The 15915-nt window shown below is 69.8% G+C and carries 9 protein-coding genes and 1 tRNA gene; 1 reads left to right on the top strand and 9 read right to left on the bottom strand.

The annotated features are described in order from the left end of the window. Window positions 1–18 precede the first annotated feature (18 nt). Window positions 19–639 (bottom strand): glutathione S-transferase family protein, encoded by a 621-nt coding sequence (locus tag IPH07_35120; GenBank protein ID MBK6922675.1) that lies wholly within the window; start codon window positions 637–639, stop codon window positions 19–21. A gap of 208 nt (window positions 640–847) precedes the next feature. Between IPH07_35120 and IPH07_35125 the strand changes: the two genes are divergently transcribed. Then, window positions 848–2257, top strand: a complete 1410-nt coding sequence (locus IPH07_35125; GenBank protein ID MBK6922676.1) for an NAD(P)/FAD-dependent oxidoreductase — start codon at window positions 848–850, stop codon at window positions 2255–2257. Here IPH07_35125 and IPH07_35130 read toward each other — a convergent pair. The 8 genes from IPH07_35130 to IPH07_35165 all read right to left on the bottom strand — a co-directional run bounded on the left by IPH07_35130 (window position 2230) and on the right by IPH07_35165 (window position 15861). After that, complete coding sequence (locus tag IPH07_35130) at window positions 2230–2814, bottom strand: SIMPL domain-containing protein (GenBank protein ID MBK6922677.1); 585 nt, start codon at window positions 2812–2814, stop codon at window positions 2230–2232. The genes IPH07_35125 and IPH07_35130 overlap by 28 nt on opposite strands. A 67-nt stretch (window positions 2815–2881) precedes the next feature. Next, window positions 2882–5845 (bottom strand): carboxypeptidase regulatory-like domain-containing protein, encoded by a 2964-nt coding sequence (locus tag IPH07_35135; protein MBK6922678.1) that lies wholly within the window; start codon window positions 5843–5845, stop codon window positions 2882–2884. A gap of 78 nt (window positions 5846–5923) precedes the next feature. Continuing rightward, the gene (locus tag IPH07_35140) at window positions 5924–7696 is read right to left on the bottom strand and encodes a hypothetical protein (protein MBK6922679.1); all 1773 of its coding nucleotides are present in this window, start codon (window positions 7694–7696) and stop codon (window positions 5924–5926) included. Window positions 7697–7976: 280 nt separating this feature from the next. Beyond that, the gene (locus IPH07_35145) at window positions 7977–9659 is read right to left on the bottom strand and encodes a DUF389 domain-containing protein (protein MBK6922680.1); all 1683 of its coding nucleotides are present in this window, start codon (window positions 9657–9659) and stop codon (window positions 7977–7979) included. Window positions 9660–9751: 92 nt separating this feature from the next. Continuing rightward, on the bottom strand, window positions 9752–11638 hold the full coding sequence (locus IPH07_35150) for a response regulator (protein ID MBK6922681.1): 1887 nt from the start codon (window positions 11636–11638) through the stop codon (window positions 9752–9754). A gap of 45 nt (window positions 11639–11683) precedes the next feature. Then, entirely contained in the window at window positions 11684–12970 is a 1287-nt protein-coding gene (locus tag IPH07_35155; protein MBK6922682.1) for a hypothetical protein, read from the bottom strand. Between the two features lie 5 nt (window positions 12971–12975). Then, complete coding sequence (locus IPH07_35160; GenBank protein MBK6922683.1) at window positions 12976–15108, bottom strand: DUF1585 domain-containing protein; 2133 nt, start codon at window positions 15106–15108, stop codon at window positions 12976–12978. A 663-nt stretch (window positions 15109–15771) separates the two neighbouring features. Beyond that, window positions 15772–15861 (bottom strand) — tRNA-Ser (locus IPH07_35165). Window positions 15862–15915: the final 54 nt, after the last annotated feature.

Below are 15915 nucleotides of genomic sequence, written 5' to 3' on the forward strand. Positions count from 1 at the left end.
CGCAAGGTCGGCCCGCGCTCAGGTCTTGGGCACCAAGAACTCGCCGGCGGGCCGCTTGGCCACGCCGTCGACCAGCCGCTGCAGGTTGGGCGCATCGGCCAGCAGCGTCTTCTCCGGCGTCGCCGCGATCGAGACCACGATCGCCGACACGAACAAGTCGGCGGCCGAGAACGGACCAGCGAGCCACTCGCGATCCTTCAACGCGGCGTCGACGACCGCGAGCCCGTGCTTCACCTTCGGGATCGCCGCGTCGATGGCCTTGCGATCGGGGGTACCGCCGTCGCCCTTGGGGAAGAGGTAGTGCAGGACCAAGTCGCCGATGCACGCGGGGTAGAGATAGCTGGTCGCGACGCTGATGAACTCCATCGTGCGCACGTGGGCGAGGTCGTCGCTCGGGAACAGCTGGGTGCCGCCCTGGAACATGCGGTCGAAGTAGTCGACGATCGCGATGGTCTCGTAGAGGGTGACGTCGCCGTGGGTCATGGCCGGCACCTTCGCGAACGGGTGCAGTGCGCGGTGCGAGTCGGCACCGAACTCGACCGGCACCAGCTCGTGGGCGACGCCCTTCTCGGCGGCGGCCATACGGGCGGTGCGGACGTAGCTGCTGACGGGGATGCCGTGGATCTGGACTGTGTTCATGGTGGACTCCTGGGTCGGCCTCGGGCAGCGAGGCGGGCGGGTGCCTACGGCACGGCGCGGGCCGGAGTTTCAGCGCGGGCGGCTTTGACAGCGACGTCGCGACGATCGAAGCTCACGAGCGGGCAACTTGGGATCCGACCGCGAGCCAGCATCACGCGACGTCGACGTCGAGGTGGCGATCATCGGAACGGGCTTCGCCGGGCTGTGCATGGCGATCGCGCTGCAGCGCCAAGGCCGGCACGACTTCGTCCTGCTCGAGCGCGCCGACGAGGTCGGCGGCACCTGGCGTGACAATCACTACCCGGGGGCGGCATGCGACGTACCGTCCCACCTCTACTCGCTGTCGTTCGTGCCGAACACGGAGTGGTCGCGCGTCTACCCCACGCAGCCGGAGCTGCTCGCCTACCTGCGACAGGTCGCCGATCGCTTCGGCCTGCGCCCGCACATCCGCTTCGGGCACGAGCTGCGCGCAGCCGACTGGGACGACGCCCGGCAGTGCTGGCGCCTGACGACGAGCGGCGGCGTGCTCACGGCGCGACGCCTGGTGGCCGGCAACGGCGGGCTCTCGGAGCCCAAGGCACCCGCGTTGCCGGGGCTCGAACGCTTCGGTGGCGTGCAGTTCCACAGCGCGACGTGGAACCACGACTACGCGCTCGCGGGCAGGCGCGTGGCGGTGATCGGTACCGGCGCGTCGGCGGTGCAGTTCGTGCCGGAGATCGCCCGCGTGGCGGGCCGCGTCGATGTCTACCAGCGCACGCCGAACTGGATCGTGCCGCGACCCGATCGCGCGTACCGTCCGTTCGAGAGGTGGGCGTTCCGCCACGTGCCCGGCGTACGTGCGGCCTATCGCGCGCTGATCTACTGGCGCAACGAGACGCGGGTGCTCGGCTTCGTCGTGCATCCGGCGTTGATGCGGATCGGCCAGCGCGCGGGCGAGCAGCACATCGCCGCGCAGGTCTCCGACCCCGTGCTGCGGGCGCGCGTGACCCCGAGCTACGCGTTCGGGTGCAAGCGCGTGCTCATCTCCGACGACTGGTATCCCGCGCTGCAGCGACCCAACGTCGAGCTCGTCACGAGCCCGATCCGCGAGATCGTGCGCGAGGGCGTGATCGACGACGCCGGCAACCTCCGCGAGGTCGATGCGATGATCTTCGCGACCGGCTTCTACGCCACCGAGAACCCCATCGCCGCGCGCATCCGCGGTGCCGGCGGCCAGTCGCTCGCGCAGGCGTGGCAGGGCGGCGAGCAGGCCTACCTGGGCACGCTCGTGCACGGCTTCCCCAACCTGTTCTTCATCGTGGGGCCCAACACCGGCCTGGGACACAACTCGATGGTGTTCATGATCGAGACCCAGGTCGCGTACATCATGCGGTTGCTGCGGCTCTGCGATGCCCATGATGGCGCCGCGATCGATGTCCGCGACGAGGTGCAGCGGCGCTTCAACGACGAGCTGCAGCAGCGGCTCGGCAGCTCGATCTGGGCCAGCGGCTGCAACAGCTGGTATCAGCACGCCAGCGGCAAGATCACCGCACTGTGGCCGGGCTTCACGTTCTCGTTCTGGCGACGCACGCGTGCGTTCGCCCCCGACGACTACGCGTTGCTGCCGGCCACGCGGTGAGTGAAGGCCACGCGCGCGACCGAGTTGGCGAACAGCAGGCCACTCGACTCGGGCGGTAGATCGCACTCGACCTCGGCCTGCGCCAGATCGACGAGCTCGCGACCGAGGGTGTGGGCGGCTGCGCGAGCGGCGTTGACGGCGGCCGTCAGCGCGGCCTCGTTCGCGCGCGCCCGCGCGCTCGCGGGGTCACGCACGCCGAAGAGAATCCCCGAGCCCGGCGCGGCACCGGCCATGATCGCGACGTCGAGCAGCACGCCGGCGGCCTCGGGCGGCATCTGTGCCCGCATCACGCGGTGCAAGCGATAGCCATTCGAGCCGCCGGCGTCGTCGAACTGTGGCTCGAGCGAGCGCTCGTCCTCGCGCACGAGCTCCGGCAGCATCGGCTCGGTCTCGCGGATCGAGTCGAGCACGATGTTGATGCGCGAGACACTCTCGGCCTGCGCATCGCTGACCGTTCGTCCCTCGGTGATGATGACGAGGCGCAGCCACGCGACGTCGGCAGAGATCGGCAAGCTGGACTCGCCGGTGGCGGAGATGGTGCCGTCGTGATGGGCCATGCGTCGGCGCGATCGTAGCAAATGCCGCTGCGATCGTCGCAGCCGTGAGCCTGGGCCCCACGTCCGGTCACGGGGCAGCCGCCCCGTACAGCTCGATCTCGCCGCCACGGGCGAGCGTCAACCGAACCGCCGCGCCCGGGGCTGCAGCCATCAGCTGCCGCGCAAGATAGCAACGGCGTCCGGTCACGTCGTGGCCGTCGATCGCGACCACCTCGTCGCCGACGCGCACATCCACACCCGCGAGCGTGTCGTCGACGCGCGCGACCGTGGGCGTGTCGCTGCAGTACATCGGGATCTCGAGCTCGACGCCGAGCTTGCCCTTGGCGCCGCTGCGACGTCGCACGAGCGGGATCTCCAGCAGCCCGTCGGCGCCGTCGGTGGGGGCGATCACGATGAACTCCACGATCGACGGGTCCGTGCCGGCGATGTCGGCACTGATCGCGAGCAGGTGGATCGTTGCCGAGGGGCTGTCGGGCACCGTGAAGAGACCGTCGCCACTGCTCAGCAGACCGGCGGGCCGGGTCTGCAGCAGCTGCTCGGCCTTTGCCGCCTGCTCGGTGGGCCCCGCCGCGTCGTCGCCGACGACCGCGACCACGTCTTGCAACGGCGCGCCGGTGCCGAGCTCGACGAAGCGCCCGCGCAGCGTGCGGTTGGCGACCAGCGCGACCGAGAGGATCGCGTCGCGCCCCGCGACGAGCTCGACGTGGGCCTGCCCGCGGCCCTCGCGTGCGACGGCGACGACGTCGTAGGCCCCCGGTGCGAGCTTGTCGAACGCGAAGCGCCCACCATCGAGGACGAACGACTCGCGCAGTCGCGTGCCCGCATCGCTGCGGCGCAGCTCCACGGACAACCCCGAGACCGCGGCGACGCCAGTGACTTGACCATGAAGACTCGCGAGCGCCTGCAAATGGAGCTCGATTGCACCACCGGTCGCGACCGCCTCCGCACGCGCGACGCCGCCTCCGCGCCGCTGCGCGAGCACGGTGTACGTCGACGCAGCGACCAAACCCGGCAACGTGAAGCGGCCCTCGGCGTCGCTCAGCACGGAGCCGTTCGAGCCGGCCGCGCTGCGATCGCGCAGTGCCTCGGCGCGCTGCTCCGGGCTCGACAGCGCCGTGGTCGCGAGCGCACTGACCACGGCCTCGGCGACCGGGCTGCCGTCGGCGTCGAGCACCACGCCGCGGATCGCCGCGGTGGCCGGTGCGACGAGATCGACCGTGCTGCCCTGATGCACCACCAGCTCGACGGTCTTCTCGTCGAGGCGCACCTCGGCGTCGTCGCTGGCGCTGACGATGTGACGGCCCGGCACCATGCCATCGAAACGAAAGCGGCCCTCGTCGTCGCTCACACTCTGGCGGAACGAACGGCCGCGCTCCTCGCTGCGCGCCCGCACCTGCACGCCCGCCAGACCGACGCCATCGCGTCGAATGGTGCCGGTCAGGCCCGCGCTCGCGGCCATGCGCAGCTCGATCTCGACGTCGTCGCGATCGATGTCGACGGTCACCTCGGCGTCGCCACCCTCGGGCGTGCTGGCCGAGAACGCGTGGGGTCCGCTGCCGAAGCCCGCGATCTCGAAGCGACCGTCGAGGCCCGCGCTGCCGATGCGGGCCAGACCATCGCCGGCGCCCGAGGCCGTGAACGCGATGATCCGCGCAGCCCGGGGTTTGCCTTCATCGTCGAGCACACGGCCCCGCACCGTGCGGCCCTTCTCGACGATCCACGTGGTCTCGTGGGCGCCGGACCCTTCCACCACCAGCACGCGCTCGGCGTGCTCGCTGGTGTGGCCATCACAGCCGATCACGACGTCGTAGCGCGCCGGCAGCACGCCCTCGAACACGACCTTGCCATCGCCCTCGATGGTCGCCACGAGCGAGTTCTCGCTGGCACCGTCGACCAGCCGCACGAAGCCACCGGGGCACGGGCTCGACGACGGCGCGACCACCACGCTGCCGAGCACGGTCGCCGACTCGACCAGCTCGATGACGGCGTCGTCGACCGATTCCGCGAGATCGAGCGTGTAGCTCTGCGGCGCCTCGCCATGCATCGAGTCCAGCACGGCCATGGGCCGGTAGCGACCCGGTGCGAGCGCACCGATCCGAAAGCGACCCTCGCCGTCGGCGTAGCCGACGGTTCGATCGGAGGGCACGCCGTTCTTCCACTCGCGCAGCACCACGCGTGCGTGGGCGACCGGTGCCCGAGTCGCGCGCATCATCACGATGCCCGCGATGCTGGCCTCCGGCACCATCGCGATCTCGATGGTGCCGCGGGGCACGTCGACCTGCTGTACCGCGTCGGCATAGCCCGGCGCGCGGGCCTGGACCGCCCATGTGCCGCTTTGTGCCCACGCCAGGAAGTGTCCGTCCTCGTCGCTTCGTGCGTGCGCCGGCGCGCCGATGCGCCACTGCTCGGGCACGTCGATCGCCTCGCGCGGCAGCGCGATCGTGATGCTCGCGCCCTCGATCGGACCGCCGAGCACGTCGGTCACGACACCACGGACCTCCACGCCGCCGCGGGCGAGCACGATGTCGACACCGAGGCGCGCCTCATCGGCCGCGAGCACGATCGCCGCAGGACGCGGGCCCTGCATCGCAAAGCCCGGCACGAACCCACTGGCGCTGGCATGCACGCGCATCGGCGCTGCGTCGCGTAGGGCGATGCGGTAGTGGCCCTTGGCATCCGCGGCCTCGCAGATCGACGGCGCGTGGGTGTCGCGGGAGGCACACACCCACGCGCCGCCGATCGCCGCGCCCGCGTCGTCGCGCACGACCCCCGCGATCGAGCCTTCGCGCAGCAGCGGTCCGGCTGCACGCGTCGGCCTTCGATCGTCAGGCATGCCCGTCGCGACGCCCGCGGTGGCCGGGCCCGCGTCCCCGGCGACCCCGGCCGTCTCGTCCACCGCACCGGCCCGTCCCCGGCACCACGCCAACACCACCGCGGCGAGGCACGCACCCAGCCACAGCGTCCACGTCCACCATCGCCGCGACGGACGAAAGCCCTCGTCCACGCGCCCACGCGCCGATCCACTCGCCATCGACAAGCGCTTGTCGTGGGCCGCCGCGGTCCGTCACCGATTTCGTGCACGACACGGCGACGTGGTCGCCAGCGCTCGTCACGGCCGGACCGTGATCTGGCCGTAGACCGGTGCGTCCGGATCGCACTTCGATCCGTGCACGTAGTAGACGGTCAGCTCGTTGACACCGGGATTCGTGAAGCGGTGTGCGTGGTCGATGGGCCCCGCGTCGGTTTCGGGCAACCGACCCGCGCGACGCTCGCGCAGCGCTTCGTCCCACTCGCCGAGGGTCTGATTCGACCCCGCGACATCGAGGACCCCACCGCCGCGGCGTTGTGACTGCCACAGCAGTTCCTCGTAGATCTCGATCATCGTCGCTTCCGAGTTGTCCCGAGCGTTGCGCAAGGTCGAGTCCAGCGCCACGAGATCGGCGATCTCGTGGATGTTCTGGGTCTGGAACGCCGTGATCTGCCCCGCAGCGCCGGCGTCGACGACAAGCTGTTGGGGGCATCCGTCGCCGCCGGGACAGATCGCCGTGGGCTTGGGTTGCAGTCCCGCGTGTTGCACCGCGAATTGCAGACCCCACGCGTCGATGCTTCGCTCGAGGATGGTCTCGGTCTGTTCGGTCCCACCGATCTCGGCGAGACCTGCCGTCAGCTGGCCATCGGCATCGACGTAGCCGCCAGCGCCGTTGATCCGCGGGAACCCGGCCTGGATCAGCTGATAGACCATGGTCTTGCCCGGAAACGCGGCAGCGAGTTCCGCGAGCTGCCGCTCGTAGAACTCGTAGAGGTACCGAGGCCGGTAGCCCGCGTTGGCCCAGACTTCGGGGTTGCAGACGCAGTCCGGGTCGCACTCCTTGGGTAGGCGGTTCTCTGCGGTGAACAGATTCGCACCGGACGGCTTCACGTACGCGAGCGCTCGGTACCAGTCGACCCGCGCCTTCAGGTGGTCGGCGACCGCCGAGAGCATGCCGAAGTAGTGGTCCTGATAGCGGTCGTCGAACGGAGCACCGAGGTCCATCGACGCTCCACAGTCGCCGGGCTCATCGGGATGACTGCCCTGATCCTCGAACGTCAAGCGTGGAACCCCACCGCCCCCGTTCGGTCGCTCGATCGGCGGCGACAACCGGTTGCCCGAGCCGGGTTCGCGTGCATTGGTGTCGAAGATCCAGTCGGGCGTGCCCTTGCGTCCGGCCTCGATCGAGAGCGAGTACAGCTTCCCATGTCGAACCGCCCGATCGACCTCGCGGTCGAGGATCGAGAAGTCATACACACCCGCGCCGGGGTTGATGTCGCTCCACGCCAGCCGGAGATAGACCCCGGTGATGCCCGGGTCTTCCCAGGTCGACATCATCGTGGTCCCCGGCTCGCCGCGTGCGCAGAGGTGGAAGTCGAAGTACTGGCCGCGATCCTCGTCGGCGCCGCATGGGTCGTTCCGGTCGAGCGCGAGTCGGGCATCGACCATGACCAGGCCATCGCTGTCGGGGCTCGGGTTGAGCGCGAACACCCCGCCGGGCGCGACCGGCATCGGCCCGGTGAACTCGACGCTCGGATCGTCGGAATACGGGGCCGGCGGGTCGCAGGCGGCCGCCGGGGACCCGATCCGCACGATCGAGTCGTAGCGGTCATGGAATCGCCAGACGACGGTGTGCCCGTTGCCGATGGTCAGCGAAGGGGGATCGAAGGCGCCGTCGGCATCGACATCGACGTAGTGGAGCGCAAACGGCTGGCTGTCACCACTCGCGACCAGCTCACCGGCTCCGTCGTCGGGTGCCCCAGGAACTGCGTGCTCGGCTTCATCCTCGTGCTCGGCGGCCGAGGTCGGGTCGAGGGCGCACCCGGCGGTGAGCGCCGCAACCCAGGAAGACACATGGCGTAGCGTTGGGGTCATCCCCAACCATGGTCGTCGAGCCCGGGCATGATGACGGGCGAGCCGCGAGCACCGCGGGGCACATCGATCGCCTCGCGCGGCAGCGCGATCGTGTGCTCGCGCCCTCGATCGGCCCATCCAACACATCGGTCACGATCCCGCGTACCTCGACGCCGCCGCGGGCGAGCACGAGGTCGACGCCGATGCAGGCCTCGTCGGCCACGAGCACGATCGTGGCCGCACGGGGCCCATCCTCGTGCGCACCTCGTGCCGGGCCCCGTCAGCCCGCGTCGGCCGGACAGCCATCGATCGCGAACCACAGCGCCCACGCATCGCCCTCGCGGACCTCGACGCGGGGCTGGCCGGCGAGCAGCGCCCGCACGGCCGTACGCAGGGGTGGCGACGACGACGGCACTTCGGCGGCTGGCTCGCTGATCTCGATGCCATCGACGTCGGCATCGACCACCGGCCCCTCGGGCGCGGGCTCGACCACGCAGGTGTGGACCTGCGCGAGGAGCCGCGCGCGCGCGAGTAGGGACGCCAGGTGTGCGATCGCAGCGTCGTCCTCGACCTCGACGATCGGCTTCGACGGCAGCACGTCGTCGACCAGTGTGACGCCGACGTCGAGGTCGACCGCGAGCGAGCGCTCGAGCACCTCCCGTGCGGCATCGTCGACGGGCGCACCCACGTGCACCACGTACACGGTGAGGTCGGCCGCGGTTGCATCGACGCCGATGGCGAGTGGTTGGCCCGCACTGGCGGCAGGCCAGCGGGCGTGGATCGCCTCGACGAGCTCGCTGTGGACCTCGCCGAGCCGCTCGGCGAACGGCGCGGGCGGGGCCTCGGGCATCGTCACCGGCTCGCTCGCAGTGGGCGGAGCGATCGGGGTGACGGCGGCGGCAGCCTCGGCGTCGGGCACGGCGCGCACGTCGACCCGCGGCGTGACGCCGGAGATCCGCGCCAGCTCGGTCTCGATGCGGTGCTGCAGCGCGTCGGCATCGGCGCGCGAGCCGATCACGATCACCATCGCTTCGACCTGGTGTCGCTCGACCCGCAGTCGACTCGACACCACCTCGGCATCGATCTCGTCGAGCAGGGCACGCGCGCCAGTACGAACCTGCACCTGCCACGTGACCTCGTCGAGCGCGCGACGCAGCGGGACATACACCACGCCGACCAAGGCGACGGGCATGAGCATGCGCAGCCACGACCCCCAGCGCGACGCGAACAGCCGCGCGAGCTGACGCGCGACCCCGCGAACCACGCGCTCGCCGGTCTCGCGTGCCAGATGCTCCGACTCGAGCGCGGCGATCGGCACCTGGTTGAAGCCCAGGGCCAGGAACGCAGCCATGCCAACCAACACGATCGCGACCATGTTGGTGAGGAAGAGCAGCGACGCGCCGAACGCCAGGGTCCACTGCCCGGTGCCGAGGCAGAAGCCGGCGGTGCACAACGGCGGCACCAACGAGATGCCGATCGACGTGCCCGCCGCGGTGGTCGCGGTGTCCGAGGTGGTTCGCACCGCCGCGTAGGCCCCCGCCAACGCGCAGAAGGCCGCGGTGATCAGATCGAGGGCGGTCGGTACCGTTCGCGCGGCCAGCTCGGCGTTCATCTCGTGGAACGGCAGCAACACGGTGACGCCGGCCGCCCCCGCGATCACCACCAGCACGCTGAGCGCGACCCGCTGCGCCGCGCGCAGCGTGAGGAACGGTCCGCCGGTCGCCAGGCCCATGCCGAGCCCCACGATCGGACCCATGAGCGGCGCGACCAGCATCGCCGCGATCACCACCGCGGTGCTGCCGAGCACCAGGCCCAGCGTCGCGATGCCCACCGAGACACCCAGCTGCAGCCAATACGCGATCGACGACTTGGCGTCGCGCTCGAGCATCTGCGCGAGGATCGGCTCCCGCGAGGTGGGACCGCTGCCGATCAGCTCCGCGAGGCGATCCTGTAGACGCACCATGGGTGCTGGGATCCGCGGGCCCACGCTGCCCGAGAGGGTACCCCAGACCAGCAGCACGTGATCCGCCCCACCGAGGATCCGCGGCGTTGCCGTCAGCCGGCGCCGGAGCGCAGCACCGGCTCGATCTTCGCGATCATCTCGCTGGGCGTGAACGGCTTCTGCAGGAATCCGGTGAGGCCCTTGGCGGTGAACCGCCGCGTGGCCTCGATCTCGTTGTAGCCGCTGGTGAGGATCACCGGCACGTCGGGACGAATCGCCCGCAGCTCGCGGAACGCCTCCTCGCCGCCCATCACCGGCATCGTCATGTCGAGCAGGATCATCGCGATCTCCGACGCACGGTTGCGGAACACGTCGACGCCCTCGCGGCCGTTCTCGGCCTCGAGAACGGTGAAGCCGAAGTGGGTCAGCATGCGTCGCATCGCGCCCCGCACGGAGGCGTCGTCGTCGACCACCAGGACCAGGCCCGAGCCCTTGAACTCGACCGACGAGCGCTCGCGGCGCGCGGGCTTGGCGTTCGTCGCCGGGAAGAACACCTTGAACGTGGTGCCACGGCCTGGGCTGGAGTAGACGCGGATGGCTCCGCGATGCGAGCGGACGATGCCGAGCACCGCCGCAAGCCCGAGACCGCGACCGGTGAACTTGGTCGTGAAGAACGGATCGAAGATCCGTGCCTTGGTGTCGTCGTCCATGCCGATGCCGGTGTCGTGGACCTCGACGAACACGTAGCGGCCCGCCGGAAGCTGCTCGGCGGCGAACAGCTCGCCGGCATAGCCTTCGTCGACGTCCTGTGCGCCGGTGGTGACCAGCACCGTGCCGGCCTCGTCGCCGATCGCCTCGGCGCCGTTGATCACGAGATTCATCAGGATCTGCTGCAGCTGAGCCGAATCGGCCTCGATCGCCGGCAACGATGGCAACAGCTCGAGTCGCAGCTGCACCTTCTTCGAGATCGTGGTCTCGAGTAGTGCCACGAGCCCGCGCACCATCTCCGAGAGATCGATGGGCTTGATCTGGAAGTGGCCCTTGCCCGAGTACGCCAGCAGCTGACGGGTGAGGTCGGCGGCACGCCGAGCTGCCTCGAGCACGTTGTCGAGGTCGGGTCGCGCCGGATGCTCCGGCGGCACCGACAGCAGCGCGGTCGCGGCTCCGCCGAGCACGGCGGTCAGCAGATTGTTGAAGTCGTGGGCGATGCCGCCGGCGAGCAGCCCGAGGCTCTCGAGCTTCTGCACCTGCAGGAGCTTGGCCTGCAGATCGTCGCGCTCGCGATCACGTCGGCGCCGCTCCGACAGATCGACGATGAACGCCACACCGCTGCTGCGTGTGCGATCGAGCCGCGCGCCGCCGACGAGGACCGGTACGCGCGCTCCGCTCGAGTGGAGCAGCTCCTTCTCGTAGGGCGTGCAGCTGCCGCGCTCGATGATCTCGGCACGCGCGCGGTCGTCGGCTTCAGCGCTCTCGCCGAGCTCGGCGTCGGCCCACCGCAGCACCCCGGCCTCGAGCTCGGCACGGGTGCGGCCGAGCAGCTGCAGGAGCGCGTCGTTGGCGTCCGAGACCATTCCATCCTCGTCCCAGAACATGATGGGGATCATGTTCGAGTCCATGATGTGTCGGAACCGGGCCTCCGAATCGGTCAGCTGCTCCTGCGCCGACACCTGCTCGGTGACGATCGTCGTGATGAGCATGATTCCCGCCACTGCGCCCCCGGGCTCACGGACGGGCACGGCCTGGATCTGGAAGAACTGATCGCCGATGTTCTCCACCCAGCGCTGATCCTCACCTTCGAGCGCACGCCGGATGTGGGCCAGACCCACGGGATTGCCCTTGAACTCCTCGAAGGCATTGCGACCGACGAGCTCCGGGCGGCTGCTGAGCAGCAGGAACGTGCCGTCGCGATCGATGACCGACACGCGCACCGGCGCATGGCTCAGCAGCGCATTGAGCAGGTGCTTGGACGTCAGCCCGAGGGTGCCCTCGCTCCACATCGGCCGAGGATAGCCGACTCGGGTGCGGCTCGCGCAAGCGTGACGCTACGGCATGATCGCCGCCTCGATCACCTTGCCGGCGAGAATCTGCTCGTCCAGCACCGCATCGGGTAGGCCCAGCAACGCGCCGATGGTCTTGCCCACCGATGGCAGACCGTCGTCGTAGGAAACGTCGCCGCCCTCACTCGGAGCACCGGTCGCAGCGTCGAAAGCCCGCGCGGTGAAGTCGTCGCCGTCGGGCGCGAGGCCGCCGATGACCGCAGGTTGGACGTGTGCACCGACCAGCATGGTGACGTGGTGCGGTGCGTGGTGCGTGCGGCCATCCAGTGCAGCGCCGCCGAGGCTGCGACCGAACACGTTGAGCGAGGCGAACGTCACGCGATCGGCGAGGCCTTGCCACTGCAGTAGGTCCATCAGTAGCCCGAGCTGGGCCATGCCGGTGCCGTGTTGCTCGATCTCGAGCGCGAGTCCGGGATCGTTGTGGTTGTCGCCACCGAACGGGATCTCGAGCGCCACCACTGGCGAGAGTCCGAGCTTGACGATCGCGACCGCCGCATGGATCTCGTCCTCGGTGCGGTTGCCCGCGATCAACGACAGCACGTCGGCCGCGCTCTCGCCGAGGGCGCGGACATCGTTGCGCGCCTTCGTGTGATCGTCGAGGAAGCGCCGCTGACTCGCGCTCCCGTGGGTCCGGAGGATCGCGTGGAGGTCATCGACGGTGTCGTCGCGCACGGCCTGCAGGTCGAACAGCGGACTCTCGTCGGCGAGCATCAGCTCGCGCAGGGTCTGCGGTAGCAACCTTGGTAGTGCGCGGCCCTCGTAGGTGAGGTTGACGTCGCCGACCGGCACCGGCGCGGTCCCGATGGTACCGAGGGCAGGCGCGAGATGCTTGGCGAAGATCGACGCGATGGTCTCGTCGCGATAGGTGTCGCCGAGCAGCTGCAGCACCTTCACGAGGTGCCCGTGGACCTGCGTCCGCGTGGAGTGGTGAATGAACGCGCTGCGATCGAGCACCCACTGCGGCAGCGTGCTCCACACCTGAGCCGCCGTGGTCGCGACCGCACCGAGGGTGATCGAAGTCGGCGCCATCGAGGGATCGTCGGCGTGCACGACGGCACCGACGTAGGTGCCCGGCGCGTTGGCGTTGAACGGGTCGCCCTTGTCGCGACCGCTCAGGATCAGAAACTGCGCGCGGTCTGGATCGACGGTGTCGTCGCCGGCCGCGAAGGCCAGCGGCTGACGCAGAAACGCCAGCGGTAGACCAGTGGCGAGTGACGCCACGCCGAGGCCGGAGAGCCCGAGGGAACGGAGCAGGGTTCGTCGGTGCATCATGGGGTTCACATCGAGGTCGAGGCGACAGCGGCCGAGACGCAGGCGCTGACGAAGGTCGAGCGCAGCGCGTCAGCTTCGGTGGCCCCGTCGGCGCTGGTCTGCGTCCAGTGTTGATCGAGTACGACGCGCAGCTCGCTGGCGCGCGCATCGACCATGGGAATGCCCATCACCTCCGTCACCAGATGATCGAGCACGTCGTCGCGATCGGCCGGAGTCCACAGCGCGCCGGGCTGGTCGCCGTACCACTGCTCCGCGATGCTCAGGCACAGCCGCTCGATCGCCGCCACCGAGAACACGTCGGGTCGCGTGGCCACGAACGGCCGCTCGGCGGAGCGCCCGTAGCTCACCGGCGGCACCCCGAACGACAGCGCTGCGTGGCGCTTGAGCAGCGGCTTGGGTGCGTCGAGCACACCCTCGAGCGCGCAGATGTCGACCACGCCCACGCGCTGGGACATGGCGGCGCAGAAGCGATCCTGCGTCACCGGCAGCACCGGTGTACCAAACTCGTCGGAGGTAGCGGTGCGGCTGGCAAAGGTGAACACCGGAGACGTGACCAGTTCCTTCACGAGCACGCGATAGTCGAAATCGGTGTCGGCGAAGCGCGCGGCAATGCGTTCGAGCTCGGGATCATCGGCGACGCAGGCGTCGGCATTCGCCAGCGTGCAGAGCTTCTCGGTCCACGCGGCGGCGAAGCGCGCGTGCTGGGCCATCGCGGCCGCGAGATCGCCGACGCCACGCCCCGCGATGGGCTCGCTCCCCTCGAGCGAGAAGTACGCGACGTTCGGGATCTCGGCCTGCAGCGCGTCGGGTCGCCACATGCCCGCGTAGGTGTAGCTCTGGCGCAGGAAGTCACGCAGCGGATCGAGATCCTTGTGGCAGCCGTAGCAGGTCGAGCCGGGCTCTGCGTGGCCCTCGTCGACCTGCGCGCCGTCGGCAGGCACGAACACATTCTCGGGATCGAAGGTGCGTCCGAGCGCGACGATCAGGGTCTGGTTGCCGTTCACGCGGTGCTGGTTCGAGTCGTTGGTGAGCCAGTTGGCGGAGAAACCGAGCGTCGTGAAGAATCCGACGCGATCGCTGGCGAGCACGAGTTCGTCGGTCGCGCGCAGCGTCGCGAGATCGAAGAACGCCGTCGGTTGCTCGCCTTCCTCGGCCACGCGCACGGTGATCGGTCGCAGCTCCCAGTCCTGCTCGCCGAACACCTGGGGACCGATCGAGCAGCCGTTCTTGGCCGGGGTCAGCCGCAGCATCAGCTCGAACGCGCGCTGCACCGCCTTGCGGCCGGTCCACGATTGTCCCTCGAGCTGGGCGACGCAGTTGTCGGTCGGTGGCTCGTCGAGCCACCACGTCATGAAGTCCGGCGACATCGGGTCGAGCGTCGACGCCAGCGGAATCGGTTCGCCAGTCCAGCGCACGCTCAGCGTCATCTCTGGGTACGCGTCCGCAACCCACGATGGCAGGTCACCGCCGACATCGTCGCGCGGCAGCGCGTCCATGGCCGCCAACAGCATCATTTGCGGCACGTCGAGCTGCATCCGCCGCGTGGTCAGGATCTCGGTGAACGGCCGCCCCTGCGCCACCAGCTCCCACGCCGTCTGCGCGAACGCGTGGCCCAGCGCCGCGACCAATCGCCCTTGCGTGCGATCCTCCGCAGCGGCGAAGTCGTTGGCGGTGAGATCGAAGTGCTCCGCGAGATTCGCCGCCGACGCGTGCTGCTGCAGCAGCTGATCGAAGATCGTCACCGTACGCGCGCGGAACTCCGGCGTCGCCAGCCAGTCGTCCACCATCGCCGACAACGTCGCCGGGTCATCGACATACGCGGCCAGCTCCGCATCGGTCGGCGGCAGCCCCGTGACGAAGCCCTTCGCCTTCGTCAGCGCCGACACCGGCGGCAACGGCTCGAACGGCGGCGGCGGCTCCCCCGTCGTCCCCGACTCGCTCTCGCCATCGGCCCCCTCACCCGCCGACCCACTGCCCTCATCGTCGCCCTGCGCATCGGTGCCCTGCCCCGTCGACGCCTCCGCCCCGCGCGTCGCGCCCTCGTGCCCCGCACCATCACCGCCGCGACACCCGCCCGACATCCCCACGCCACCCAACAGCCCCCACACCAACACCGCCCCACGCCCGCCCACGGTCACGATCACCCCATGCCGCCACACGCCTCATCCGTCACAACCCCTTCGAAATTTCGAGAACGCGACAACCCCATACTCCGGCCCGCCACCCACCCAAGCGAAGCGAGCGAAGCAGAGGCGAAGCGAAGCGAAGCAGAGGCGTTCGCGCAAGAGGAAGGATTCGCGCGAAGAGGAAGGCGCGCCCAAGCGCGCCTTCCGTCGCCTGAATCCCTCCTCCTCCGCCAACAAGCGAGCAAGGCGAGCGAAGGTGGGGCAAGAGGAAGGATTCGCGCGAAGAGGAAGGCGCGCCCAAGCGCGCCTTCCGTCGCCTGAATCCCTCCGCCAACAAGCGAGCAAGGCGAGCGAAGGTGGGGCAAGAGGAAGGATTCGCGCGAAGAGGAAGGCGCGCCCAAGCGCGCCTTCCGTCGCCTGAATCCCTCCTCCTCCGCCAACAAGCGAGCAAGGCGAGCGAAGGTGGGGCAAGAGGAAGGATTCGCGCGAAGAGGAAGGCGCGCCCAAGCGCGCCTTCCGTCGCCTGAATCCCTCCTCCTCCGCCAACAAGCGAGCAAGGCGAGCGAAGGTGGGGCAAGAGGAAGGATTCGCGCGAAGAGGAAGGCGCGCCCAAGCGCGCCTTCCGTCGCCTGAATCCCTCCTCCTCCGCCAACAAGCGAGCAAAGCGAGCGAAGGTGGCGGAGGAGGAGGGATTCGAACCCCCGGTACCCTTGCGAGCACAACGGATTTCAAGTCCGCCGCCTTAAACCGCTCGGCCACTCCTCCGGGCCCGCGAGGGTAGCGGCAAGCCCCGCGCCCACACAAGTGTTAGAAGCGGCG

This window comes from Deltaproteobacteria bacterium, assembly GCA_016709225.1.
Lineage (GTDB): Bacteria > Myxococcota_A > Polyangia > Nannocystales > Nannocystaceae > Xiheibacterium > Xiheibacterium phototrophicum.